Origin of the sequence: Acinetobacter oleivorans DR1 (genome assembly GCF_000196795.1) — a bacterium.
Classification (GTDB): Bacteria; Pseudomonadota; Gammaproteobacteria; order Pseudomonadales; family Moraxellaceae; genus Acinetobacter; species Acinetobacter oleivorans.
In genome coordinates this window covers 2,391,311-2,414,961 of the sequence record NC_014259.1, presented here as the reverse complement: position 1 = coordinate 2,414,961, position 23,651 = coordinate 2,391,311, and the positions used below count along the sequence as shown (strand labels likewise).

General features: G+C 35.6%; 23 protein-coding genes and 1 tRNA gene. 9 read left to right on the top strand and 15 right to left on the bottom strand.

All coding sequences use genetic code 11. From position 1 onward, the window contains the following. Nucleotides 1-11 precede the first annotated feature (11 nt). Genes AOLE_RS11290 through AOLE_RS11280 form a run of 3 tightly spaced genes read right to left on the bottom strand, consistent with a single transcriptional unit; the run spans nt 12 to nt 3,895 of the window. A complete protein-coding gene (locus AOLE_RS11290; protein ID WP_013198137.1) occupies nt 12-1,424 on the bottom strand; it encodes an LLM class flavin-dependent oxidoreductase in 1,413 nt (470 codons plus the stop codon). Continuing rightward, entirely contained in the window at nt 1,424-2,647 is a 1,224-nt protein-coding gene (locus AOLE_RS11285) for an SfnB family sulfur acquisition oxidoreductase (protein WP_013198136.1), read from the bottom strand. The genes AOLE_RS11290 and AOLE_RS11285 overlap by 1 nt, the downstream gene beginning before the upstream one ends. 12 nt (nt 2,648-2,659) lie before the next feature. Further along, a complete protein-coding gene (locus AOLE_RS11280) occupies nt 2,660-3,895 on the bottom strand; it encodes an SfnB family sulfur acquisition oxidoreductase (RefSeq protein ID WP_013198135.1) in 1,236 nt (411 codons plus the stop codon). A gap of 356 nt (nt 3,896-4,251) precedes the next feature. Between AOLE_RS11280 and AOLE_RS11275 the strand changes: the two genes are divergently transcribed. From AOLE_RS11275 to AOLE_RS11255, 5 genes are all read left to right on the top strand, one after another. Beyond that, nucleotides 4,252-5,016, top strand: a complete 765-nt coding sequence (locus tag AOLE_RS11275) for a glutathione S-transferase family protein (protein ID WP_005304538.1) — start codon at nt 4,252-4,254, stop codon at nt 5,014-5,016. A gap of 538 nt (nt 5,017-5,554) precedes the next feature. Then, a complete protein-coding gene (locus AOLE_RS11270) occupies nt 5,555-6,448 on the top strand; it encodes an amino acid ABC transporter substrate-binding protein (RefSeq protein WP_005304540.1) in 894 nt (297 codons plus the stop codon). Between the two features lie 92 nt (nt 6,449-6,540). After that, the gene (locus AOLE_RS11265; protein ID WP_005304542.1) at nt 6,541-7,383 is read left to right on the top strand and encodes an amino acid ABC transporter permease; all 843 of its coding nucleotides are present in this window, start codon (nt 6,541-6,543) and stop codon (nt 7,381-7,383) included. Between the two features lie 2 nt (nt 7,384-7,385). Further along, nucleotides 7,386-8,063 (top strand): amino acid ABC transporter permease, encoded by a 678-nt coding sequence (locus tag AOLE_RS11260; protein WP_005304545.1) that lies wholly within the window; start codon nt 7,386-7,388, stop codon nt 8,061-8,063. Nucleotides 8,064-8,076: 13 nt separating this feature from the next. After that, nucleotides 8,077-8,820 (top strand): amino acid ABC transporter ATP-binding protein, encoded by a 744-nt coding sequence (locus AOLE_RS11255; protein ID WP_004792844.1) that lies wholly within the window; start codon nt 8,077-8,079, stop codon nt 8,818-8,820. A 52-nt stretch (nt 8,821-8,872) separates the two neighbouring features. Here AOLE_RS11255 and AOLE_RS11250 read toward each other — a convergent pair whose 3' ends face one another. Continuing rightward, nucleotides 8,873-10,180 (bottom strand): DcaP family trimeric outer membrane transporter, encoded by a 1,308-nt coding sequence (locus AOLE_RS11250; RefSeq protein ID WP_023274254.1) that lies wholly within the window; start codon nt 10,178-10,180, stop codon nt 8,873-8,875. 344 nt (nt 10,181-10,524) lie between these two features. On the opposite strand from AOLE_RS11250, the gene AOLE_RS11245 reads away from it, so the two are divergent. Then, nucleotides 10,525-10,995, top strand: a complete 471-nt coding sequence (locus AOLE_RS11245; RefSeq protein WP_004642558.1) for an Lrp/AsnC family transcriptional regulator — start codon at nt 10,525-10,527, stop codon at nt 10,993-10,995. A gap of 43 nt (nt 10,996-11,038) precedes the next feature. Here AOLE_RS11245 and AOLE_RS11240 read toward each other — a convergent pair whose 3' ends face one another. The 3 genes from AOLE_RS11240 to AOLE_RS11230 all read right to left on the bottom strand — a co-directional run bounded on the left by AOLE_RS11240 (nt 11,039) and on the right by AOLE_RS11230 (nt 13,241). Beyond that, on the bottom strand, nt 11,039-11,788 hold the full coding sequence (locus AOLE_RS11240) for a YebC/PmpR family DNA-binding transcriptional regulator (RefSeq protein WP_013198133.1): 750 nt from the start codon (nt 11,786-11,788) through the stop codon (nt 11,039-11,041). 161 nt (nt 11,789-11,949) lie between these two features. Continuing rightward, a complete protein-coding gene (locus tag AOLE_RS11235) occupies nt 11,950-12,495 on the bottom strand; it encodes a 1-acyl-sn-glycerol-3-phosphate acyltransferase (protein ID WP_013198132.1) in 546 nt (181 codons plus the stop codon). A gap of 173 nt (nt 12,496-12,668) precedes the next feature. Then, nucleotides 12,669-13,241, bottom strand: a complete 573-nt coding sequence (locus tag AOLE_RS11230; protein WP_005304556.1) for a TetR/AcrR family transcriptional regulator — start codon at nt 13,239-13,241, stop codon at nt 12,669-12,671. A gap of 278 nt (nt 13,242-13,519) precedes the next feature. Between AOLE_RS11230 and AOLE_RS11225 the strand changes: the two genes are divergently transcribed. Further along, nucleotides 13,520-14,383 carry an iron-containing redox enzyme family protein gene (locus AOLE_RS11225; RefSeq protein ID WP_013198131.1) on the top strand — a complete coding sequence of 288 codons (864 nt, stop codon included), beginning with the start codon at nt 13,520-13,522 and terminating at the stop codon, nt 14,381-14,383. A gap of 181 nt (nt 14,384-14,564) precedes the next feature. On the opposite strand, the gene AOLE_RS11220 is transcribed toward AOLE_RS11225, so the two are convergent. Beyond that, a tRNA-Ile gene (locus AOLE_RS11220) sits at nt 14,565-14,641 on the bottom strand. Between the two features lie 1,182 nt (nt 14,642-15,823). Further along, a complete protein-coding gene (locus AOLE_RS11215; protein ID WP_013198130.1) occupies nt 15,824-16,708 on the bottom strand; it encodes a LysR family transcriptional regulator in 885 nt (294 codons plus the stop codon). 89 nt (nt 16,709-16,797) lie between these two features. Here AOLE_RS11215 and AOLE_RS11210 point away from each other — a divergent pair, with 89 nt between their 5' ends. Next, complete coding sequence (locus AOLE_RS11210) at nt 16,798-17,235, top strand: PACE efflux transporter (protein ID WP_013198129.1); 438 nt, start codon at nt 16,798-16,800, stop codon at nt 17,233-17,235. 62 nt (nt 17,236-17,297) lie between these two features. Here the strand turns inward: AOLE_RS11210 and AOLE_RS11205 are convergent, their stop codons facing one another. From AOLE_RS11205 to AOLE_RS11195, 3 genes are all read right to left on the bottom strand, one after another. Then, nucleotides 17,298-18,713: a purine-cytosine permease family protein gene (locus AOLE_RS11205; RefSeq protein WP_013198128.1), complete on the bottom strand. Its 1,416-nt coding sequence runs from the start codon at nt 18,711-18,713 to the stop codon at nt 17,298-17,300. 245 nt (nt 18,714-18,958) lie between these two features. Beyond that, nucleotides 18,959-19,423 carry a hypothetical protein gene (locus AOLE_RS11200; protein WP_013198127.1) on the bottom strand — a complete coding sequence of 155 codons (465 nt, stop codon included), beginning with the start codon at nt 19,421-19,423 and terminating at the stop codon, nt 18,959-18,961. Between the two features lie 242 nt (nt 19,424-19,665). Then, complete coding sequence (locus AOLE_RS11195) at nt 19,666-20,595, bottom strand: DMT family transporter (protein WP_013198126.1); 930 nt, start codon at nt 20,593-20,595, stop codon at nt 19,666-19,668. A gap of 94 nt (nt 20,596-20,689) precedes the next feature. Between AOLE_RS11195 and AOLE_RS11190 the strand changes: the two genes are divergently transcribed. Continuing rightward, nucleotides 20,690-21,541, top strand: coding sequence for a LysR family transcriptional regulator (locus AOLE_RS11190; RefSeq protein WP_013198125.1), 852 nt, complete (start codon nt 20,690-20,692; stop codon nt 21,539-21,541). Between the two features lie 63 nt (nt 21,542-21,604). Here the strand turns inward: AOLE_RS11190 and AOLE_RS11185 are convergent, their stop codons facing one another. The 3 genes from AOLE_RS11185 to AOLE_RS11175 all read right to left on the bottom strand — a co-directional run bounded on the left by AOLE_RS11185 (nt 21,605) and on the right by AOLE_RS11175 (nt 23,597). Then, nucleotides 21,605-22,231, bottom strand: coding sequence for a sterol desaturase family protein (locus tag AOLE_RS11185; protein ID WP_013198124.1), 627 nt, complete (start codon nt 22,229-22,231; stop codon nt 21,605-21,607). Between the two features lie 99 nt (nt 22,232-22,330). Then, nucleotides 22,331-23,329: an AraC family transcriptional regulator gene (locus AOLE_RS11180; protein ID WP_013198123.1), complete on the bottom strand. Its 999-nt coding sequence runs from the start codon at nt 23,327-23,329 to the stop codon at nt 22,331-22,333. A gap of 88 nt (nt 23,330-23,417) precedes the next feature. After that, nucleotides 23,418-23,597 carry a hypothetical protein gene (locus AOLE_RS11175; protein WP_035331443.1) on the bottom strand — a complete coding sequence of 60 codons (180 nt, stop codon included), beginning with the start codon at nt 23,595-23,597 and terminating at the stop codon, nt 23,418-23,420. Nucleotides 23,598-23,651: the final 54 nt, after the last annotated feature.

The following is a 23,651-nucleotide window of genomic DNA, read 5'->3' as shown; positions in this document are numbered from 1 at the left end:
TATCTCCAAATTTAAGCGGTTATTTCTTCAATTGTTGTTAGGTCTTTGCTGTTGTTATAGGGACTACATCGGAACGCTTGAACAGGGTGTTGTTTTGGTAATTGATCACCCCGATTAAAGATTTTGTTCCGTAGTGAACCCGTTTTATATGCAGTTTTATAGCGACTACGTTGTTGTAGCTCAGGAATAACCAAGCGAATAAAGTCGTGGTGAGACTCAGGTGCAACTGTACGTGTCAAATTAAAGCCATCAATATCTGTTTCATCTAAAAGATGAATTAAGTATTCAGCAACTTCTTCGCCACTACCCACGATGAGGGGATAACGACCACCTAAAACATGCTGAGCTTTTAAGTCATTTTTCGTGATTTGTTGCTCTTTAAATTTTTCGGTAATCGAAACAATACTGTTACTTTTTTGGTAAGGAATCGCTTCATCGTCGGCAAATTTACTTAAGTCGATACCAGTTGAACTCGCAAAATGCGCGAGGCCTGCTTCAGGGCTTGCATACTGACGATATTCATTAAGTTTTTGTACAGCCAGATCATGTGTTTCGGCAACAACAACGGTTATACCGACAAAGACTTTAATGTCATCTGCTGAACGGCCTTGCTGTTCTGCAAGAGCACGAATCTTTTTCACTTGTTCGCGTATTTTTTCGGGTTTGTCGCCGCCAATAAATACACATTCAGCATGACGAGTCGCAAACTGCATACCTTTGGGTGAAGCACCTGCTTGAAAGAGTGTTGGGGTGCGTTGCACAGAAGGAGACACCTGAAAAACACCTTCACTTTGGTAATATTTTCCCTGGTGGTGAATGGTGTGAACTTTAGAAGGGTCTGTAAAAACACGCCGTGCTTTATCTTTTTTTACTGCGTCGTTTTCCCATGAACCTTCCCAATATTTGTAGCAAAGTTCTAAAAATTCTTCAGCTTGTTCATAGCGGGCATCGTGGTCTTTTAAACCCTTTTGACCAATCAAGCGTTCCGCACTATCTAGATAACCCGTAACGATATTCCAGCCAATACGACCTTGAGTTAAATGGTCGAGACTCGCAAAGCGGCGGGCAAATTGATACGGATGCTCATAGCTTAAGTTCACAGTGACCCCAAAACTTAAGTTTTGAGTGACTGCTGCCATAGCAGAAATGAGTGTAGATGGATCATGGCTCGGGAGTTGAATGGACTCTTTTAAAGTCAGATCAATACCATTTTGATAGACGTCATACACACCTGTAATATCTGCAATAAACAAACCATCAAATAAACCACTTTCTAGAGTTTTGGCTTGTTCTGTCCAATAGCTCAGTTCATTAAAGCGGTGTGATTCATCACGTGGATGTGTCCATAAACCATGATTAATATGCCCAACACAGTTCATATCAAAAGCATTTAATAAAATTTCTTTCGCCTTAAAGTCTGTCATTACAATGTCCCCCGACGAGGTGGTAGAACACCGTTAAGAACATAGTTCCCAATAAAGTAATATTTCCATCGTGCAGCATCATGTAAGGTATGTACGCGTGCATTTCGCCAAAAACGATCTAGTCCATCTTGCGACTGACTACCACGGCTTCCTGCAAGTTCAATCAGCTTAGAAGATGCTTTGAGTGCGATATCGCTACTATGAGCACGCACTTTGGCCACATCAATTGAAGCTTTTGCAATGCTTTCAGGTGTGGTTTCAATTTTTGCGGCATCAATTGATTGAGCAGCTTGTTTTAATAACACTTCACTTGCTCGTACATCTACGGCAATGCGTCCTAATTCATAAATCGTTAAAGGATCTTGGTTAGCCGTTTCTACATTTGAATCAATCCATGGGCGGGCTTGATGCACTCTTTGCAAGCTTTCTTCAAAGGCTCCACGTGCAATGCCTACCTCAATTGATGCATGCATAATTTGAGCAAAAGGGCCCACTAAGGTTGGTTGTAAAAATGCAGTATCAAAAGGAATAACATCATCTGCATCGACAAAAACCTGATCAAATTTAACTGTGCCGCTGCCTGTGGTTTTCTGCCCAAAGCCAGACCAGTCATCAACAAGTTTCAATCCTGGTGAACCACTTTTTACAAAGGCTAGATATTCTCGACCTGCATCGTCTAGAACTAAGGTTTGAATACGGTGAGCAAATAAACTTCCTGTGCAGTAAAACTTTTCACCCTGAATGAGATAACCATTTTCATGCGGACGGATATTGGTTTGTTTATGGGTTGAAGTTTTAGTTTTAAACTCAGCAAGTGCATTACCAAAACGAGTGCCATTTAATACTTCGCTATATAAACGTTGTTTTTGAGCTTCTGTACCTGTATTGCGCAAGACTTCTAAAGCGTAAAAATGGTTTTGTGGAATTTGTCCGATTGAACCATCTGCACCACTTAAAAGTGCAATCACTTTAGCAACTGTATGACTTGAAACTTCGGCACCACCATATTGCTTTGGCACTGTAATTGCCCAAAGACCAGATTGGCTCAATGCATCGATTTCGGTATAGGGTAAAATTCGTTTAGAGTCTCGCTCAACTGCGGTTTTTTTAAATTGCTCAGCAAACTGTTTTGCAATTTCTAAAGCTTCAGCATCATTTTGAATAATGTGCGCTTGGCCAGATACCGATGTTTGTTTAGTTTGAACCGATTGATATGAAGTCATGACAATTTCTCCTTAAATCCAGGCATGGCGGGCAGGGAAATGACCATTAAGGTAATAATTGCCAATGGCATGTAATTTCCAGCGAACAGGGTCGTGTAAGGTATGTACACGAGCATTTCGCCAATGTTGATCTAAATTGTGTTGGCTTAAACTTGAACGGCTACCGCCTAGTTCCAGCAATTTTTCAGAGATTTGTAGAGCAGCATCATTGGCATAGACTTTTGCTTCTGCGACCAAAATTGAAGCTTTTGCTACCTGTTCGTCAGTCACAGTTTCAAGTTGATCAAGTTCATCTAAATATTCAGCAGCTTCATCAAGCAGTAAAATTGCAGCATCGAGTAAAATATTTAACTTACCTACTTCTTGCAGGGTGTAATGTTCAAAGCTGGCTTTTTCAACATTTGCATCAATAATTGGACGTGCTTTATGAATAGTCGATAACGTATCGTCAAAAGCGGCTTCTGCAATCCCCACATCAATGGCAACTTGTAATAACTGAGAATAAGCACCGCGATAAGTAGGGGCTTTAGTTAATAAGCGTTCATCAAAAATGAGTTCTGGATTAACTTCAACTTGATTTAATTTAACTGTACCACTCGCTGTAGTACGTTGACCAAATCCATTCCAGTCATTAATGACTTCAATACCTTGAGCTTCTCGATTCACAATAACTAAAACCACATGACCTTCAGGATGAACCGCTTTAATTGCGAGCCAATGCGCAAAACTTGTACCTGTCGAATAAAACTTTTCGCCGTTTAAAATATATTTATCATTTTCAATGGTGAGTGTGGTTTTTAATGTTTTTGAGTCATGTGTATTACGTTCTGGTCCACCGTTAGCAAGACGTTTTCCTGCCAATATTTCTGAAAAGATAAATTGTTTTTGTTGTTCTGTGCCCATAATTTCGATCAGGTTTAAAAGGCTAATCTGATTTTGTGGAATCTGACCAACGTTCGCATCACCTTTACTTAAAATACGGAAAACCTGAGCTAGTGTTTTATTGGAAACAAAAGCTCCGCCATATTTTTTCGAAATTCGAATTCCGCCTAAGCCTTTTTGGCTAAAGCTTTCGATTTGCTCATGCGGTAATAAGCGTTGTTGATCACGTGTATTACGACCCTCTAAAGCATAATCAGCCACTTGATAAGCAGCATTAATGGCTTGTTGATCATTTTGAATGATTTGGACGTATGCCGTCGTTTTAGATAGAGAATTAGACATAATGACACCTTGTATTGCTGTCATTACCTTACAAAAGAAATATTTTTCCACTAAACGAGGACTTATGCTCAGCTTATGAAATAAAGTGCAAAGCATTTTTTTTGATTTTTAATGGAGAAATACAGATATTAAAAGTATTTATAAATCAATAAATTATCTTTTTTATGCGAAAAATTGATAATAGAAATAGTTTTAATATGAAAAAGAGCAATAAGTACGGTAAAAAAAGATATAAAAAAAGATATAAAAAAATAGACCTAACTGTCAGAAAAAAATGAGCACAATATCCATTGTTTTAAATAAAAATAGCTTCTAAAGTATCTACTTACCATCGACCATTTTTGTACAAATAGTCAAATAAAAATAAACGTGGAGATTTTATGCGGGTTTTGTATCAGTTTCCTTTGTCCCATTATTGTGAAAAAGCTCGCTGGTTGTTAGACCATAAAGAACTTGATTATGTGGCTCATAACTTAATTCCAGGGTTTCATCGTGCTTTTGCACAACTCAAAACAGGCCAAAATTTATTGCCAATTTTGAAAGATGACCATCAATGGATTGCTGAATCAACCAAGATTGCACTTTATCTGGATGATACCTACCCAGAACACGCGCTTTTGCGTCGTGATGAGCAACTTAGACAACAAACTCTTAAAATTGATAGTTTAGCTGATGAGCTTGGTATACATGTACGCCGTTGGGCTCTAGCTCATACGTTGGCGCAAGGAGACCATGCTTTAGAAATTATGATGGGTGAACAAGGCTATTTACGTCAGTTTGAAAAAATATCGAAACCTTTTCTCAAAACACTCGTAAAGAAGAACTATAAACTTGAAGAGGAGTTGGTGGGTCAGTCCAAAGAGCAAATGGACAAACTCATAAATGAATTAAACCTCTATCTCATAGAAAATCAAGCGCGCTACATGGTGGGTGATCGCTTAAGTCTTGCTGATATTTCTGTGTGTTCAATGCTTGCACCATTGTTAGAGGTGAAGGGTACGCCATGGGAGCGTGAAGAAGCAGAAGAAGTTTCTGAGGAATGGAGCAACTATCAAAAATATTTGCTTGATTTACCTCTAGGCCAATATGTTTTAAGAATATATCAAACCGAAAGAAACGCACGCGTAGATTGGCGAGGAATTTAAACTTTATAAAAAGCCCTGATTTTTCTCAGGGCTTTTTTGTAATATTTCTAAGTTCAGTCATTAACTTAAATATTACTATCAATTTTCTAAATGATTTTTATTAAACCATTTGCATATATTATTTTACTCCTGCAACTTCTTTATTTAGCTCATTATTCAAACTTATTCTAAATACTTAATAATTTTAATTTTTATAATTTTTTGCAAAATCCAATTTTTCTAAAAACAGTTTTTAGCTGAAGTTAAGCCACTTTATTGTGCATGTGTTTACATTGTAATCAATAATTGCCACATTTAAGTGTAAATAGATGAGCTTAATAATAGACAGAAGATTAAAACATAGATTAAAGTAGAAACATGTTAGCAGTTTTAAAGGTATTAACTCTGCAAAACAGACTGAATAAAATAAGTGAAGCAAATGGATGTGTCCTACTTGGAAAAGTTGGCGCGATAATTGCAATTTAATAATAAATCACTCTATTGCTCTATATGAATGATTCTATAGATAAATAGAGAGAATGATCATCAAGGAGTTCTTATGAAACGTTCTGCAACCTCTCTCATTATTTCAACATTTATGCTTTGTACGGTTGGTGCTACTTCTCAAATTCAGGCAGCAGATACATTAGCTAAAATTAAAAGCAGCGGAAAAATCGTTATTGGCCACCGAGAATCTTCTGACCCAATTTCATATGTTGTTGCAGGTAAACCAGTGGGTTATGCAGTCGATATCTGTAACCAGTTTGCAAATGACATTAAAAAAGAATTGAAAATGCCTGGGCTAAAAGTTGAATACAAGGCAGTAACTTCATCAACACGTATTCCTGAACTTTTAGCAGGTAATATCGATATGGAATGTGGTACGACCACAAACTCTAAGCAACGCCAAGAACAAGTGGGTTTCTCAACTAACTATTATGCAACAGAAGTACGTATGGCAGTTAAAGCCAACTCTGGCATTAAGAGTTTGGCAGATTTAAACGGCAAGGCAGTTGTAACAACTCAAGGCACAACATCTGATAAATACATCAAGATGAATGAAAAGGGTCAGTCAATTAATGTCCAAAATATTTATGGTAAAGATCATGCAGACTCTTTTGCCATGATGGCATCTGGCCGTGCTGCCGCATTTGTAATGGATGATAATATTTTAGCTGGTTTGGTTGCCAAGTCTTCTACACCTAAGGCATTTGCAATTGTAGGGCCAGTACTTTCATCTGAACCTTACGGTATTATGCTTGCTAAAGATGATCCAAAATTTAAAGCGATTGCAGACCGTACTGTAAATAATTTATGGAAAACTGGTCAAATGGACGCTTTATATAAGAAGTGGTTCTTATCGCCAATTCCACCAAAAAATACAAATTTGAACATGCCACAAAGTTCATCTTATAAAAAACTAAAAGCTCACCCAACAGATGCAGGGATCTAACAAGATCTTTTTGTCCTAAATTTACTTAAGCAAGTGAGACTCACTTGCTTAAGCGGTCTATTTTCCTAAAGATATTCATTTAAGGGGCAAACATGTCAGTCGGCTCGCTAAACTGGACTATATTCTGTGCGGAGTCTAATGAATATGGTGTCGATAAAGCCGCATGGGCAGAATCAGTCTGTAGAGCAATTGGTAGTACAAGCTACAATGCTCATGCTGAAGCGCCCACATGGTTACAAATGTTAGGTTCAGGCGTCTTTACTATGGTTTGGACAGCTGTTATAGCCTTTCTTATCGCATTTTTATTAGGTTCTCTCCTAGGGGTAATTCGTACATTACCTAACAAACCTCTGGCATTTATTGGCAATTGTTACGTTGAAATCTTCCGTAATATTCCACTTATTGTACAGCTATTCTTCTGGGCATTTGTTTTTCCGGAATTCTTACCGGACAGCTTAAGTGCAGGCAGTGGGGACGTTGTTGCAGGTGGATGGTGGAAAAATATTTTAAATCAGCAACCTGCGGTTATTGGTGTTTTTGCATTAGGTCTCTACACCGCTGCGCGTGTATCTGAACACATACGTGCCGGTATTAATACTGTTTCTCGTGGACAAAAGTTTGCAGCTTCTGCAATGGGTTTTACCACTGCACAAAGCTATCGTTATGTCATTTTACCTGTTGCATATCGTACAGTGTGGCCAACGATTACTTCTGAAGCAATGAACGTTTTCAAGAACTCGGCAGTTTTATATGCTTTGAGTGTTTTGAACTTCTTCGCTTATACAAAAACCATGCGGGAAGAAACTTCTCAGGACATCATTATTCTTATTCTCTCTACACCTGTTTATTTAATTATTACTTATAGTATTAAATTTATCATGGCATGGATTGAGAAACGAATGGCTGTGCCTGGCTTAGGCTCAGGAGGGAAGTAATTATGGATTTTTCTTTATTACATAACCCTGACGTGATCGCGGCACTCAAAGAAGGTTTCATTTTTACCCTGACCGTGACTGTATTGGCGATGATGGGCGGTATCCTAATCGGAACCCCATTGGCAATGATGCGTTTATCAAACAATGCCATCGCAAGTAATTTCGCAAAATTTTATGTCGATCTGTTTCGTGGTATTCCACTGATTCAGGTGATCTTTATTTTCTACTTTTTGTTGCCGAAGATATTTGAGTTTCAATCTGATACGTATTGGGGACCATTGTTTTCAAGTGTTGTGACTTTTGCTATTTTTGAAGCTGCATTTTTCTCGGAAATTGTACGTTCCGGAATTCAGTCTATTTCAAGAGGTCAGGTCAATGCAGGCTACGCGCTAGGTTTTACCTATGGTCAATCAATGCGCTACGTGGTTTTACCTCAAGCCTTTCGTAACATGCTCCCAGTATTGTTAACTCAAACAATTATTTTATTTCAGGATATCTCATTAGTTTATGTGATTAGTGCACCAGACTTTTTAGGTCGTGCAGATACATTGGCTAATACATATGGTCCTGAAACCAAAGCAACATTCTATTTAATCGTCGCTGTAGTTTACTTCTGTAGTTCGTTTGTGTTGTCGCAATTAGTCAAACGCTTACAGCAAAAAATTGCCATCATTCGCTAATTGGAGATTTTAAATGCCAATGATAGACATCCAACATATCTCTAAATGGTATGGTGATTTTCAGGTTTTAACAGATTGCACGACGAGTATTGAAAAAGGTGATGTCGTTGTTGTTTGCGGACCGTCTGGTTCAGGAAAATCAACACTCATTAAAACAGTAAATGCGTTAGAACCATTTCAACAAGGCGATATTATTGTTGATGGAGTCTCTCTGAAAGATCCAAAAACGGATCTTGCTAAATTCCGTTCACGAGTGGGAATGGTGTTCCAGCATTTTGAACTTTTCCCGCACATGACTGTTTTGGAAAATCTAACCATTGCTCAAGTTAAAGTGTTAAAGCGTTCAGTTGCCGATGCTCGTGAAAAAGGTCTGAAATATTTAGAACGGGTAGGTTTGCTTGCGCACAAAGATAAGTTTCCGGGCCAATTGTCTGGTGGTCAGCAGCAACGTGTAGCGATTGCTCGTGGCTTGTCCATGGACCCAATTTGTATGTTGTTTGATGAACCAACTTCTGCACTCGATCCAGAAATGGTCGGGGAAGTACTTGAAGTGATGGTGCAACTTGCACATGAGGGCATGACCATGATGTGTGTTACACATGAAATGGGTTTTGCTAAAAGAGTATCTAACCGTCTAATTTTTATGGATGAAGGTAAGATTTTAGAAGACTGTCCAACGCATGAATTCTTTGATAATTTAGATGCTCGCCACGAGCGCGCGAAGCTCTTCTTAGAAAAAATTCAAGCCATGCATTAATACCATTAATAAAAAAAGAGCCTTTTAAAAGGCTCTTTTTTTATTTGCAATTTTAGAAACTATATTTTGCTAATAAATTGACACGAGAGTAATCACCCTTATCGCCTGCGAAAGTTTCTCGTTGGCCATATGTATATTCTGCACCTAAATCAATATTTTTAACCGGATTCCAGATTAAATTGACCAAGGCATTATAAATTTCTTTGTTATAGCTGGTGCTGGTTAAATTGCTATTTGCATAGGTGCTATCATCTTTGTATTGAATACCGCCTATTGCAAAAGTAGAGCGAAGGATAGGGCTCCATTTCCGTTGATAGCCAATAACGGCACTATCAAATTCACCTAAATTAATATCCTGAGTTGTTGTGTCATAGGCATAAGCTGAGTTGCTATAAAGTAAATAGCGGCCATCTCCTTTAACATGATAGTAATTAGCAACCAAGCTATCTTGAGGCGTTAAATCATATTTACCACCAACGCCGACACCCCAACCAAATTTTTCTTCAGAAGTACTATCTTTTGGAGCTACGCGGTTTTCATGGGCAAGACCATGTAACTGTAATAGGCCTTTATTATCTGTAGTCTTGAAATCATATCGTGCTGTTAAAGCGGGAAAGCGGCTTCCACCAGCAGCATTCCCAGCTTTTTCAACATCACCGCCTTCTAAGGCAACTAATATTTTCTGTTGTGCATTAATTGGCTGAGTGTACCTAACCTGTACTGTACGTGTAGTACCTGTACCAATAGCGCCATTAAAATCTACCGTTTCTGGTGATGTATCGGTATTTACAAATGGTGAGGTCGTTTGACCAGCTAACCATTTTCCTAAAGACATATAAGCATGGCGAACCCGGAAAGTACCATTACCATTGTCGCCATTTCCACCCATGAAATCGGCTTCAATTTTGCCGGTTAAATCTCCGTACTGAGTAGGTCGAGTAATGTCTAGACCAATTCTTGAAGTTGCAGCAGATACATTTAGTGAGTCTTGTTTCGGATCATCTTTATTTAATGGATAGTTAGCGCCATTTGAAATGCTGCCATTTGAACCTTTAAAGTCATAGGTTGCATCTGCGCGGACACTACCATAAAGCTTAACTTGGGTTTGTCCATCCGCCATCGCCATCCAACGTGGTTTTGATACAGGAGGTGTAGGTGTAGCTACGGGAATTGTTGCTGGAGCACTAACCGACAAAGCTGTTTTTTGTTGATCAGATAGTTTCTGGACGAGTTGTTTTAACTCCTTTACTTCATCACGTAAGGCGTTAACTTCAGCATCTGTAGCGGCATGCACAGGCATCGTCACGCTAATTGCGCCTATAGAACTCATTGCTAGCACGAGTGTTTTGATCTTATTCACAGGAACTCCCCGACATGGATAAAAATTTTCCTGCAAATACATAACAATAATAATGCCAACTTTAAGAATTTAGAAAAATGGTAAAATATCTATAATTATCATAGGTCTATGTGTAAATAATGGGGAGAGTAATATCTTATATTGAAAAAAATAAATGAGAGCATGAAATTGACTTTCTAAAATGCGCCATATGTTCCATTATTTGCACGGTTAAAATGCACATCTGCAATAAAATGTGTAAAAGAATTAAACGTTTTAGCTATTTTTAAACCTTTGTATTTTAAATGCAGGTGAGTTGTATAGGGTATACTGTCCTCACTGTAAAATTCTGGCTGGAGATAACAATGGAGTTAGATCGTTTTGATAAACAAATTCTAGAAATTTTGTCTCATGAAGACTTAAATTTGAATGAACTTTCAGAACGGATCAATCTGTCAGTCAGTTCTGTGCATCGCCGGATTAAGCATCTGATTGAAGCCAACGTTATGGGGCAGCTCAAAAGGGAAATTAATTTTAGTAAACTTGGATTTACCTTACACATCTTATTGCAAGTTTCGTTGAGTAAGCATGACACCGAAACATTTGATAAGTTTCTTTCTGAAATAGAAGCAATTCCAGAAGTGACCAATGCATTTCTTGTGACAGGGCAAAGTGCCGATTTTATTTTAGAACTTGTAGCACGTAACATGGATGACTACAGTGAAATTTTATTAAGACGTATTGGAAAAATTGATAATGTTGTCGCGCTGCATTCGAGCTTTGTGATTAAAAAATATAATGTTTTTAACTGCTATAACTTACTCAATAAACTATAAAAAAACGCACCAAATGGTGCGTTTTTCAATTCAAATGTTTGATTTAGGCATCAAGTTGAGCCAAAACTTCATCTGTGAACTCAACGTTAGTATAAACGTTTTGTACATCATCAAGATCTTCAAACATATCAATCATTTTAAGAATTTGTTTTGCTTGGTCGACATCAGTAATTTCAGCTTTAGTTGATGGACTCATAACAACTTCTGCGTTGTTAGATTTTAAACCAGCAGCAGTTAGAGCATCTTGAACTTCACCAAAAGTTTCTGGTGAAGTGATTACCAAAATTTCATCTTCTGAAACTTCAATATCTTCAGCACCAGCTTCTAAAGCAATTTCCATGATTTTGTCTTCTAAAGAAACATCTTCAAAAGTAATTTCACCACGTTTAGTAAATAGATAAGCGACAGAACCCGCAGTTCCTAGGTTACCATTTGTTTTACTAAAACAGTGACGTACATCTGGTACTGTACGGTTTAAGTTATCTGTCATTGTCTCAACAAGAACAGCAACACCGCCAACACCATAACCTTCGTAAGTTACTTCTTTTAAATCATCATTATCTTCACCACCGGCACCACGTTGGATTGCACGGTTGATGGTGTCACGTGTCATATTAACTGAAAGAGCTTTTTCAACTACTGCACGCAAACGAGGGTTACTAGCAGCATCTCCACCACCAAGTTTGGCAGCAGTCACAATTTCACGAATATATTTAGTAAAAACTTTACCGCGACTTGCATCTTGTTTCGCTTTACGATGCTTAATATTGGCCCATTTAGAATGACCCGCCATGGACGTGAACTCCAAAAAAAGAAAATGCAAAAGTGCTGGAATATTAGCATAGGCTTGGTTTTGTTGAAAACTATTGCCCTGCGTTTTGTTAGCCAATTGAATAAGAATAATAACCTTAAGGCCTAATGAGTGAGATCAGGCCGAATCAAATCCAATTTGATCTAGTTAATTTTGACATCTATGTCAAATTTCGCATATAGCTCTTTAATCGTTTCCAGATCTTTTTGTAAGTCTGTTGGGTAAATTTTGCCTAGAATTCCGCCTTGTTTGCTTCGGGCATTGGCATACATGAGTACAATTGGAACATTAGCGGCTTTCGCAATATGCCAAAAACCTGTACGGATAGGTTTACGTTCTGAGCCATCTTTCGCACGAGTAGCTTCGGGAGCAATCACCAAGTTAAAAGTTTCATGAGTTTGAAATTGTTCAACCATTTGAGAAACAATATCTTTACTCGCTTTGCGGTCAACGGGAATGCCACCAAGTTTTTCTAAAACTGGCTTAAGGGGACCCTTAAAGAGTTCTTTCTTTATTAAAGTATGAATCTTAATGTCTAAAATTTGGAAGAGAGCAATAGAGAGCACTGCATCTAGATTTGAGGTATGTTCAAATCCAATAATAACTTGTTTTTTTTCAAGAATTTCGGGATCTACATTATAGGTCCAACCAGCAGCTTTAAAGATAGAGTTAGCTAGAAATTTTTTCATAGATCAGTGCAAGGTGATAAATTTGCAGGATTCTAATATGAGTTTGTAAAAAAGCCTAGAAAAATTATGAAAGCTAAAGTAGCCAATTAAAAATGAAGATTATCTAAGCTTGAAGATTTAAAAAGTTCTTTTTTATTTTTCTTTAAACATAATAAACTTAGATAATTTTAAAATTAAGAAACCTGTTGAGGTATTTCTTCATTAATTAAAAACTCAATATACTGCCAAATTTTTTCAGCATTAATTAGTTTTTTATCTGTTGTTCCATCAATAATCATCCCATCAATAATAGAAATAATAATATGAGTAAGGGGAGTAGGGTTTTCTATACCTAATTGAGTGAGCTGGTCTTGTAGTAAATGAGTTAACCACTTTGTATACTCATAAAATGGTTCACGAATTGAAGTATATTGTTTAGATACTTCAATAAATGCTTTTTTAAATAAGCAACCATTAAATGTTTCGCTATTGATCCATTCAATATACCAATTAAAAATAATATGAATTTTCTCAAGCGGGTTAGCATCTTGACGTAAATTTAATTGTTCATTAATTGAATTTTGAATATTTAAGTTTCTATGTTGCAAACACTCCATAATTAAATTTTCTTTTGAAGGAAAATATTTATAAAAGGTCATCTTTGCAACATTAGATTCAGCAATAATACGGTCAACACCAGTTGCATTGTAGCCAATCTGATTAAATAAATTTAAAGCAGTATTTATAATATCTTCTTTTTTTGACATTACTATTCCATATAGTTAGAACTAATTATAACTTAATCGAAAAAATTAAAATTTTAATATTAATGATCATAATAAAAAAAGGGATTGGATTCAAGTTGATATTGTGATAATGATAATCATTAACATAAGTTTTTTTTAATTTTCTATTTGATTTCGTACGATTTTAATTCTAATATGGATTGATAAGGGAACATATTTAAATATTAATTTAAGTCATTGTTTTTATAATAAAATATGTAAAAATCGATCAGGCTTCAATAAGTTTAATGAGAGTAGATATGCCTAAGAAATTTGAGAATTTTAATAATCCTAGAAAGAAAGCACTCGCAGGGATGAAGCAAAGCATTTCTACTGAACTATGGGAAAAAAATTCAGACTTTTTGACCCAATTAAGAGAAAAAATTGCTAAACATGCGGTGTCACATCATCCTGCAATTGATATTTTAAATAACGGAGAAATTAATAAAGAAAATTTAAAAAAAATACACTTAGAATACCGCCATGCAATTGTACAAACTTTTACTGATGCATTGCTCATGGCCCAATTTCAAACTAAACAACTAGAGCCAAGATTGCATGCCGGTGCGAAAATGTTTCCGCGCTTTCTTTTGAGCCTAAATATTTTTGATGAGTTTGGATTTCGTCCAGGTTTAGACAAAGATGGTTATTATCAGGGAAATCCTGAATATGCTCACTATCCTTTATTTGAAGACGTATTAAATGATTTTGGTATTACAGAACAAGATCGTCTGACTTATCAGCCGACTGAAATTGCAAATCAAGTTAGAGTGTTTTTAGAAAATGCTTATGATGACTATAAAGCTGTTTCAGCCTTATTAGCAGTCGCAGAAGAAGAGGTGATTCTTTATAGTCCACCGTTACGTAAAGCGACTAAAGCTGTAGGTTTAGAGGTAGAGGGTGGTGGTTATTATCATGTGCATGGTATTTCTGAAGATGAAAGTGCCGAAGCCGCAGATGATGATCATGAAGAAGACTTATGGTATGTCTTAATGCAAGCTTGTACAGAAGAAGATTATAACTATATCGAAAAGTTATGCTTAGAGTATTGTGATTTATGGGAAAAATTTTGGGACGCTCAATTAGAACATACAGAGCTTATGCGGAAGAGAATCTTAGCTTAATAGAAGAAATAGAAGTATTAAGTTTAGAAAAACGTATTTTAAAGCAGTTAAAATTTTAAGATAAAATAAAATTTACATTTTGATAATTAAATTTTGAATATTGTTTATAACGGTAAAACGAATTCTATTTAGATAAGCATTAAAAAACCCCATAAACTTTTTAGTTTATGAGGTTTGAATTTGGTGGGCCCACCGTGACTTGAACACGGGACCAACGGATTATGAGTCCGCTGCTCTAACCAACTGAGCTATAGGCCCTATAAGTCAGAAAAGCTTTAAATCTCAAGGCCTTTCAGTGCGTGCAATACTAATCAATTTTTTAATCAAACACAAGTCATTTTCTAAACTAGGCACATACTAGACCTAAAAAATATTGTGTTATTTTGGTTAAATATTACGAGCGAGAGTGATTCTAGCGTATGAGTAGCTCATGAGTAAAGTGAACTTAGTTATTTATCGATCAATTAGAACTTATGTCAGTCAGAAGTTTATAGTGATTGGGTTTTAGTTAATTATCAGTTCGAATAGTTAATTCTTTTAAAAACATCTTTTGTTTGAAGAGTAATCAAATTTCAGGTTGATTGAATATTGCTTGAAATGTGACCAAAATTGGTTTTTCAAAAAAGTTTACAAACATAATTTATACATTTATGTCTTACACAGAATTTATAAATATTTGTTCAATAACGACTATAGAATATTCTAAATAAACTTAATTTAAGAAATATTTATCTACGCTAAATATTTAGAAAACGTATAACTTTATAAAATCCTATTTATAGAATGATGTACTCTTATCATAGTCAATTCTATATCATTTTAATGAGAGGTTATTCTTTGCAGTCTAATAGTTACTGTAATAAATCTAGTGAAAGTGATTATTTTTTTGAGTAAGGTGAATCCAAAATTCTAATTAATTTTTAAAAAACTAGTAATACAAAGATAATATTTATGAAATTAATTTTGTTTAGCGCATAGGGAAAAATCCATAAGTTTTAACGAGGAAATACAAAAATAAGGGAGTAAAGTGAGCTTCCTTAAAATTAAGACCTTTATCTGATTTTTAAAAAATTAGAACTTTTTAGTGGGAGAATTGGAAATTTTTTTAATTGAAATTTCTTTCTTTTTCTCATGTGTTTTCTATACAAAACTTAAAGTGTGACTACTTTCACGCTCGATACAAATGATTGTATTTTATTGAATTTATTCTTGACTAAAATGCTAGGTTTTAATAAAGTACAAATGTATTTTCCCAAAATAAAAAACTATTGCTTAGTCCTGAAATACAGTAAGAAGCCTGCTTTTTAAAGTAGGCTTCTTGCTTTTTGTAATATAGAGAAAATAGGAAAGAGCAATAATCTGAATTTTAAAAGTAAGTATATAATTAGAAATAAAACTATAAAAAGATCATGTGTGCTCAGAGAGCTACAGTATAAGAAATTATAAGTTTTCTTGAATAATCTGAATGAGTTCTCGAGCCGCTTTAGATAAGGGACGGTCTTGAAGCCAAATTAAGTAAATGGATAGAGGTAAATGATTTTTAGTATTTTTAAAATCTAAAAGAACTAAATGACCTTGTGAAATTTTTTCTTGTACTAATGATAACGGGAAATTTCCCCAACCGAGTCCTGCTTCAACCATATTAATTGCTGTTTGTAGACTATTCGTTTTCCAATACATAGCACCAATAATTGATCGGGAATCTGTCATTTCATGGTCGCTACTCGCCACTACAATTTGTCTAATATTGATTAACTCTTCAATAGAAAAATGCTTTGTTTTTTCTTGTAGAAGAGTATGACTAGACGAGATAGTAGCAACGACTGTTTCAGTCATTACTAATTGCAGATTCTCACGCATTTTTATATTGAGGTCTGAACCAGCTAAGCAAAGACTAATTTCTTCCCTATAAAGTAGATTAAGGATGTCATCTTGAGGTGCAGTAATAACCTCTATATTTAGTAAGGGGAATTTATCAGCTAACTTCTTTATTGAAGAAAATAATAGTTTTGTATTTACATCTGAGACCACACCAATACGTAACTTACTCTCTAGTCCTAAAGAAAGTTCATGGGCATGGGTACTAAATAGTCTAAGTTGTTCAGAAATAATTCGTGCTTGAGGTTCCAAAGCTAATGCGGTAGGTGTAGGAATGACCTTGCGTGGAGTACGTTCAAATAAGGTGTAACCCAATTCTGCTTCTAGATTAGCAACTGCCATACTGACTGCTGAGGGTACTCGATTTAGTTTGCGGGCAGCAGCAGAGAAAGATCCTGTATCTAGTACAGTAATAAAGAGTTCAATATTTTCGCTGTTAAAATTCATTTTGATATCAGTAGAACTGAAAGCTATTAACTTTATATATGATTTTGACTGAAATTAAAATATAAAGAATTAGTTAGAGTTTGCCTATTATGCAAGGTGTAAAACGTCGAATTGTCTATGTTTCTGCTTATGAAGTCATCGGAATGATTATTTCATCAGTAGGTTTAGCGATTTTGGCAGGTGATAGTGTTGAACATACAGGACCACTCTCTGTCATGATTACGACCATCGCTGTAACTTGGAATTTTATCTACAATATTTTATATGAGAAGTGGGAGGCTAGACAAAGCAGTAATGTTCGTACAGTTAAGCGTAGAGTTGGACATGCTATTGGTTTCCAGCTTACCTTAGTCCTATTTTTGATTCCTCTTATTGCATGGTGGATGGATATTTCTCTGATTGCTGCTTTTTGGTTAGATGTGGCTTTTATTATCATTATTCCTATCTATACTTTTATATTTAATTGGAGCTTTGATAAGTTATTTGGATTGCCTATTTCGGCACAAGCTAAAGCACTGCAAGAATAGTCGCTAAATCATCTTAATAAGCTATCAAGGTGTGTGACTTTGATAGCTTATCTCTAGTTTAATTATTTGATTTGATCAATGACTAACTGCTTTGAAAACTTAAGTTGAGCTTTCTTGGCGAAAATATAATAAATCACTGCTGTAGAAATCAGTCCTACCAGCCATGATAAGTCGATCCCTCCTAACATTGCAGCAATTTGACCCGTGTAGAATTTACTATCAATAAAGGGTAGTTGGATCAAAATACCGAGAAAGTAGCAGGTGATACCAATTCGATTCCAACGGCCATACTTGCCATTTGGATCATAGAGCGCATCTACATCACATTCTTCTTTAGAGATAAAGTAGTAATCAACCAGATTAATAGCACTCCATGGAATAAAGAAGGTAAGTAAAAACAAAATAAATGCTTTAAAAGCACTTAAAAAAGTATGTTCACCTATAATTGCAATAAAAGTCGAAATCACAACCATAGCAAGGACAATGAGTAATCTTGTTATTTTTGAGATTTGATTTGTCGATTTGAAACTATTCCAAACCGTAGCAATGCACATAAAACTACCGTAAGCATTTAAGGTTGTCAGAGTAACTTTGCCAAAAGCGATACTAAAATATAAAAAGGTCACGACGAGGGCAATTGGGTTCATACCCACAACATATTGAACTTCATTTCCGACAAAATTGCCGTTTGCGACTTGAGCAATCAAAACACCTAGGCTCATGGAAATTTGTGAACCCAAGAGAGAACCTAAACCAACGGCCCAAAATACACGAGATGAAGACGTTTTAGTTGGAAGATAACGGGAGTAGTCTGCAACATAAGGCCCAAAAGAAATTTGCCAAGAAGCAGAAAGTGAAACTGCTAATAAAAATGAAGACCAACTGAAATGACGTACTGCTAAGAGTTCTGATAAATCAGAAAGTGCTAAAATTTGAGTCAAGATAATCACAAAAGCGATTAAACCAATAATACTTGCTATTTTGCCTACCAAATGAATTAAACGATATCCAATCGTTGCAAATATAATGATTAAACATGCGTAAATTAAGATACCAGTTGTATTGCTGACATGTGCTAGATGTGCAATTGCTTTACCAGCTAATACCTCTCCAGTTGCGGTAAAGCCAATATACATGAGGCAAACAAGTATGATTGGAATACAAGCACCATATACCCCAAATTGCACACGGCTTGAAATCATTTGAGGAAGGCCAAGTTTAGGACCTTGGGCAGCATGTAGTGCCATAACGGCAGCACCAAAACATTGACCCACGAATAAACCAATAATAGACCAAAAAACATCCCCGCCTAATACAACTGCTAGCGCACCCGTCACAATGGCTGTGATTTGTAAATTAGCACCAAACCAGAGGGTGAATTGAGCAAATACTCCGCCATGTCTTTCATTTTCTGGAATAAAGTCAATACTTCGGTTTTCAATAAAACTACTATTTGCTTTCTCAGCCGATGAGTCCATTTCACTCTCCTTGTCCTTTAAGAGTCCACTCTATTTTTATTAATTCAATATTTGTACAAACAAATATAAACATGTATATACAAGTAATTTGAAAAATAATCAAACAGTTTTTGAGGCTGTAAAAGCTAAAAGTGGCTTAAATAATTCATAGATAAATAGAAAATATATTTGATTAATTTTATTGTTTAAAAAGTTAAATAATTGAAAAATAATATATAAAAAAGCCCTCTACAGAGGGCTCAACTTTATGCGTTTGCATCTAAAACGATTTGGAAATAAGTAGGAAGTTCAGAAAATTGCACAAGTTGGGTTTTATCTTCTTGCTTAAAATAATATTGATAATTTGGAGTTTCTAAATAGTTATCTAGATATTGTGTTGCATCAGTAAACTGGGCTTTTGCAATGGGCTTATCTTTCTTGCATTTAATAATAACAGGATTTACCGAATTTAATTTTACAGGAACACCATTTTCAAATTTAGCAGTTTCAATCAACAAAGAAATTTTGAAATCACCAAAATTTACACAAAAGTGGCCTCCATTTTCTGTCTTAACTTCTCGGTCAGAGAAAAGATCTTTAAATAAACTCTTCAGGGATTCCCGGTGTTTATCTAAAGCAAGTTGAAATTCATGATCTCGTTGCTCGATCTTTTCTTGCTCTTCTTGTAGCAATTTGGCTTGCTTTTCAATAGTTGTAAAATCCAGCTTCATTTTAATATCTCCTTTGGTTGTTTTAAAACTATATATGGCAATCTTTTATTAAGTTTTAAAGAAACATACAGTATTTGTTACAACGGAATAATTAAGATGAGCTTTTGTATAAAACTTCAAAAATGTAAAAAATATTTTCGAAATATAGGAACTTAAAGAAATTAGCGAGAGGTGATTTTGTATTTTATATTTGAAAATACTGCTACATATTAATAGTAGATTTTAATGTAGCAGCATATTTCTTATTTTGTACAATGTTTTGCCATAAGTGGAGTACTTTTAATTTTTAAAAAACCTCCGCTACTCATTACACCAAGCATCACCAAAGCTGTTCCTATCAACTGCCAGATATTAAGGGTTTGTCCAGCAAGTAGAGCAATTATCATACTGAACACTGGCACAAAGTTAAAAAATACCGAAGCGCGTCCAGCACCTAACTTTTGTATACCATTAAACCAGAATAAATAAGCAATCATGGTAGAGCAGATAACAACATATCCCATAGCTAAATGTGCATTTACCGGTGCAGATGCAATGGCTGAAAAAGGATTTTCAAATATCATACTCAACAAACCAAGTGTTATTGCTCCAAACATCATAGAAAAAGTCGTTGTTTCTAGCGGAGTAGCATTTTTTACATAATGACGAGACAGTACATTTGCGAAACAAAATCCAAATGCACCCAATAATATAAATAGATCTCCAATGTCTATTTTGAGGTGAAGTAAAGTTGTTATATGGCCCTGACTAATCACAAGTAAAACGCCACTTAAACCGAATAAAACGCCTAAAAATTTACTAGTGGTAAGTTTTTCACCATCTAGCATGATTGTCATTAATAGAGTCATTAACGGTGTCGTTGCCATAATTAAAGCACCGTTTACGGCAGATGTCGTTTTTAAGCCATAAAAACAGCCTATGTTGAAGCCTGCAATTCCAATTACCCCAATCACAAGGTAGATAACTAAATTCTGGCTTAAGGCTGCCCATCTTAGTTGGCCTGTTATTGAAAAGATTAGAAGTAAGCCTAGGCTTGCAATTGAAAACCGTTCAGATGCAGCAGATAGCGGGGGCATATGTTGAATGATATAAGACATTGCATTAAATGCTGATCCCCAAAAAAACATTGTTAAGGCAACACCAGCATAGGCATAAGCCACCGTTCTGTTCATGGACAGGCTCCCATCAAGAAAGGTTTTATTCTGGGCAATTACATAAAGGTGTACAATTCCATATTAATACACTTCTAATGTGAAAATTTGCACAATGATTGATTGGGAAAATTTACATTACTTTTCAGTTTTTACAGAAGAAAAGTCACTGTCAGCGGCTGCCCGAAAATTGGGAGTAGATCATGCAACTGTATCTAGAAGAATTGCCCAGCTAGAACAGAACTTAAAACTTAAATTAGTTGATCGTAGACCACGTACTTACATCCTAACTCCTGATGGTGAACGTCTTGCGCAAATGGTTGCTCGTATGATGGAAGAAACTTTTTCTATTGAACGTTTAACTCAGGCTGGTCAGCAAGAAGTGATGGGAAGTGTTTCTATTAGTATGCCTCCTTTAACTGCGGCACATCTCATCATGCCTCATTTGGGCAGATTTTATCGTCATTATCCTCAATTAAAATTGCGTGTGCTCGGTGATGTTCATTATGTTTCATTACAGCATAGTGAGGCTGATATCGCGGTAAGATTTGGCCGTCCTAAAGATGAAAATTTAGTAGCTCGTAAAGTAGGTGAAATTCCTTTTGGAATATATGCGGGTCCAAATTATTTGGCTTCAACGGCTCCTGAAAATTATGAATGGATTAGTGTGGAAGTAGGGGGAGTACATGGTCAAAAACAGCAAAAACTAAAAGAAAGATTAAATTATAAAGAACCCATAATTGTGACCAACCATCCCGAGTTACAGTGGAGAGCTGCATGTGGAGAAGTGGGATTAGCGGTCTTACCGGATTTTTTAGGCGCTCTTAGTAATTTAGTTAGATTACAAGATGACCATCCGATGAGTGCTGAAATTTGGTTAGTTACACATGAAGATTTACGGCATAGTCCAGCAATAAGAGTAGTAATGGATTTTCTTGTGAGCTGCTTCGAACCTTTTAAAGTTTAAGCTGTTAACTATCGATTTATATAAAAAGCTGCTGGAGTCCGCAGCTTTTTTATTTTGATATATTTAGGTTAAACTGACTTCTATTCCGTTGCGTAAATTAGATTGATCCTGAACAGAATTTGAATCAATTTTGGCATAGGATTTGGTAAGTATACGTCTAGCAGTAAAATTAATTGGTTTTTCTAAAAACTTTGGTAATTTAATACCAAGTGGATTGGTCTCGGTTTGAGACACTTCGGTAGTGACTCTAGTTCCCATAATATAGTCAAACCAAGGTTTAGTAACGCACCAATTAGCATTTTGATTACTTGTCATGTGATGATCATAGTGCCAAGGAATACGTTTGTTTGCATATTCTGAATCTAAATGTGCTTTTGAATGTACACGCCAATAATTCCATAAACCATAATAGAGCCCAGCTGTAAAAAATGGAGCGACAGGCAAAAAAATTGTAGCAGCTCCAGCTAATCCAATTAATGCTGTTTTTTCATTATAAATTTCAGCATTTTTGAACATCGATTCAGCATAACCTTCATCTTGAAAACCATTTAAGCGAGCGCGCTTATGATGAGCGATGTGAGTGAAAAATGGGCTATTACGATACTGACTTGGATATTCGTGTAACCAGACTTTATGAAAGTACCATTCAAGACCATTAGCAACAAAAACACCTACAGGAAAACCAAGCATATTGGGAACTTCTTAATTACAATTTAAAATGATTGTAAAAGAAGAATGTTTTATCCCTTTGACTTAACAGGCAGCTAGATAAGTGTCATTAGAATCAATTTAACTATTTTGTTTACGCTGACGATAAGCACTAGGAGTCTCACCAGTCCAACGTTTAAAAGCTCGCGTAAAAGCAGAGGGTTCAGAAAAACCAGTTAGATAAACTATTTGATCAATGGTTTCTTGTGTGTGAGCAAGTAAACGTCTGGCTAGTTTTTCCCGATGCTGATTTAAAATTTTCTCATAATTTATATTAATTGCCTGTAAATCTGCTCGAAGGGTACGAGGGTTACGATTTAATTGTTCAGCAATAAATTTTTGATCAAAATGCCCAGATTCCAGTAATCCATTGCTAAGAAAACGCTCAATAGCATAAACGAGTTGATGCTTTTCTAAAGTCAGTAACTGTTGTTCTGCAAGCGTTTCATGAATTCTTAATAATTCTGGTTCAGCAGCTGGTGAAGCTTTATTTAAAAGTACGCTAGGAAAAATAATAGAACCTTCCATTTGCCCTAAAATCACGGAGCAATTCCATATTTCCTCATATATTTCTGCTGATGCACCTTCTTGATGGGGCAAGATAATTTGAGTAGGTCTGAACTCTTTATTTGTAATATATTTAAAAAAATTAAGAAAAATACCTATGGCACATTCAAGATAATGTCTTACGGGGTGCTTAAAACCAGACAGTATTGCTTGATCTTCCTTAATTGTTAATTTTAGGTCAAATACATCTGTAAGTATGGCTTGATATCTTAGAGCCCGCTGTAAACCTTCTCCAAAAGTTGAGCTACTCAAAAATAGATATTCAATTACTAATCCCCTGAATGGTGGCATTTGACTACCTACATGCAAGCCAATATCAGGGTCTTCACTTATTTCTTCAGCCGCTGTCCAAAACCTTTGTTGAGTCGAATTATCTCTACGAATATTTTTATCGGGAGGCTGATTGGGTAAATTTACACTTGCAAAAATAGATGCTGCATCTAAGCCCATCTTTTGCATAGTCTGATAAGTCATCCACAAAAAAATTCCAGCATCTGAAGAACTTTTTGACATATTTTGATTACAACCATCCCTATAGGCTCTATGGTGCATTCAATCATGATTTTACTATTGATGCTATATCCTAGAAATTCATAGTATTTTAATTATCGGGAAAGAAACCAGCATCTTCACGTGCTTGCTTTAAAGCTAAGATAAAGCAGATTAATAAAAGGAAACCTATAAAAAAAAGAAAAAAATCGATGTTACTAATCGCAAAACCTATACTTGTAGCGCCTAGACTTAGTAATAAGATACATAATATTTTCCAAAAAATGAGCATGTTACGTTCTGATAAAAAGTCTAAAGATATTATTTGCAATTGAAGGGGAATTCT

Excerpts from the sequence above, each read along its gene's own strand:
- AOLE_RS11290 (WP_013198137.1), bottom strand. The coding sequence starts at position 1,424 with ATGACAGACTTTAAGGCGAAAGAAATTTTATTAAATGCTTTTGATATG.
- AOLE_RS11285 (WP_013198136.1), bottom strand. The coding sequence starts at position 2,647 with ATGACTTCATATCAATCGGTTCAAACTAAACAAACATCGGTATCTGGC.
- AOLE_RS11280 (WP_013198135.1), bottom strand. The coding sequence starts at position 3,895 with ATGACAGCAATACAAGGTGTCATTATGTCTAATTCTCTATCTAAAACG.
- AOLE_RS11275 (WP_005304538.1), top strand. The coding sequence starts at position 4,252 with ATGCGGGTTTTGTATCAGTTTCCTTTGTCCCATTATTGTGAAAAAGCT.
- AOLE_RS11270 (WP_005304540.1), top strand. The coding sequence starts at position 5,555 with ATGAAACGTTCTGCAACCTCTCTCATTATTTCAACATTTATGCTTTGT.
- AOLE_RS11265 (WP_005304542.1), top strand. The coding sequence starts at position 6,541 with ATGTCAGTCGGCTCGCTAAACTGGACTATATTCTGTGCGGAGTCTAAT.
- AOLE_RS11260 (WP_005304545.1), top strand. The coding sequence starts at position 7,386 with ATGGATTTTTCTTTATTACATAACCCTGACGTGATCGCGGCACTCAAA.
- AOLE_RS11255 (WP_004792844.1), top strand. The coding sequence starts at position 8,077 with ATGCCAATGATAGACATCCAACATATCTCTAAATGGTATGGTGATTTT.
- AOLE_RS11245 (WP_004642558.1), top strand. The coding sequence starts at position 10,525 with ATGGAGTTAGATCGTTTTGATAAACAAATTCTAGAAATTTTGTCTCAT.
- AOLE_RS11240 (WP_013198133.1), bottom strand. The coding sequence starts at position 11,788 with ATGGCGGGTCATTCTAAATGGGCCAATATTAAGCATCGTAAAGCGAAA.
- AOLE_RS11235 (WP_013198132.1), bottom strand. The coding sequence starts at position 12,495 with ATGAAAAAATTTCTAGCTAACTCTATCTTTAAAGCTGCTGGTTGGACC.
- AOLE_RS11230 (WP_005304556.1), bottom strand. The coding sequence starts at position 13,241 with ATGTCAAAAAAAGAAGATATTATAAATACTGCTTTAAATTTATTTAAT.
- AOLE_RS11225 (WP_013198131.1), top strand. The coding sequence starts at position 13,520 with ATGCCTAAGAAATTTGAGAATTTTAATAATCCTAGAAAGAAAGCACTC.
- AOLE_RS11215 (WP_013198130.1), bottom strand. The coding sequence starts at position 16,708 with ATGAATTTTAACAGCGAAAATATTGAACTCTTTATTACTGTACTAGAT.
- AOLE_RS11210 (WP_013198129.1), top strand. The coding sequence starts at position 16,798 with ATGCAAGGTGTAAAACGTCGAATTGTCTATGTTTCTGCTTATGAAGTC.
- AOLE_RS11205 (WP_013198128.1), bottom strand. The coding sequence starts at position 18,713 with ATGGACTCATCGGCTGAGAAAGCAAATAGTAGTTTTATTGAAAACCGA.
- AOLE_RS11200 (WP_013198127.1), bottom strand. The coding sequence starts at position 19,423 with ATGAAGCTGGATTTTACAACTATTGAAAAGCAAGCCAAATTGCTACAA.
- AOLE_RS11195 (WP_013198126.1), bottom strand. The coding sequence starts at position 20,595 with ATGAACAGAACGGTGGCTTATGCCTATGCTGGTGTTGCCTTAACAATG.
- AOLE_RS11190 (WP_013198125.1), top strand. The coding sequence starts at position 20,690 with ATGATTGATTGGGAAAATTTACATTACTTTTCAGTTTTTACAGAAGAA.
- AOLE_RS11185 (WP_013198124.1), bottom strand. The coding sequence starts at position 22,231 with ATGCTTGGTTTTCCTGTAGGTGTTTTTGTTGCTAATGGTCTTGAATGG.
- AOLE_RS11180 (WP_013198123.1), bottom strand. The coding sequence starts at position 23,329 with ATGTCAAAAAGTTCTTCAGATGCTGGAATTTTTTTGTGGATGACTTAT.
- AOLE_RS11175 (WP_035331443.1), bottom strand. The coding sequence starts at position 23,597 with ATGCTCATTTTTTGGAAAATATTATGTATCTTATTACTAAGTCTAGGC.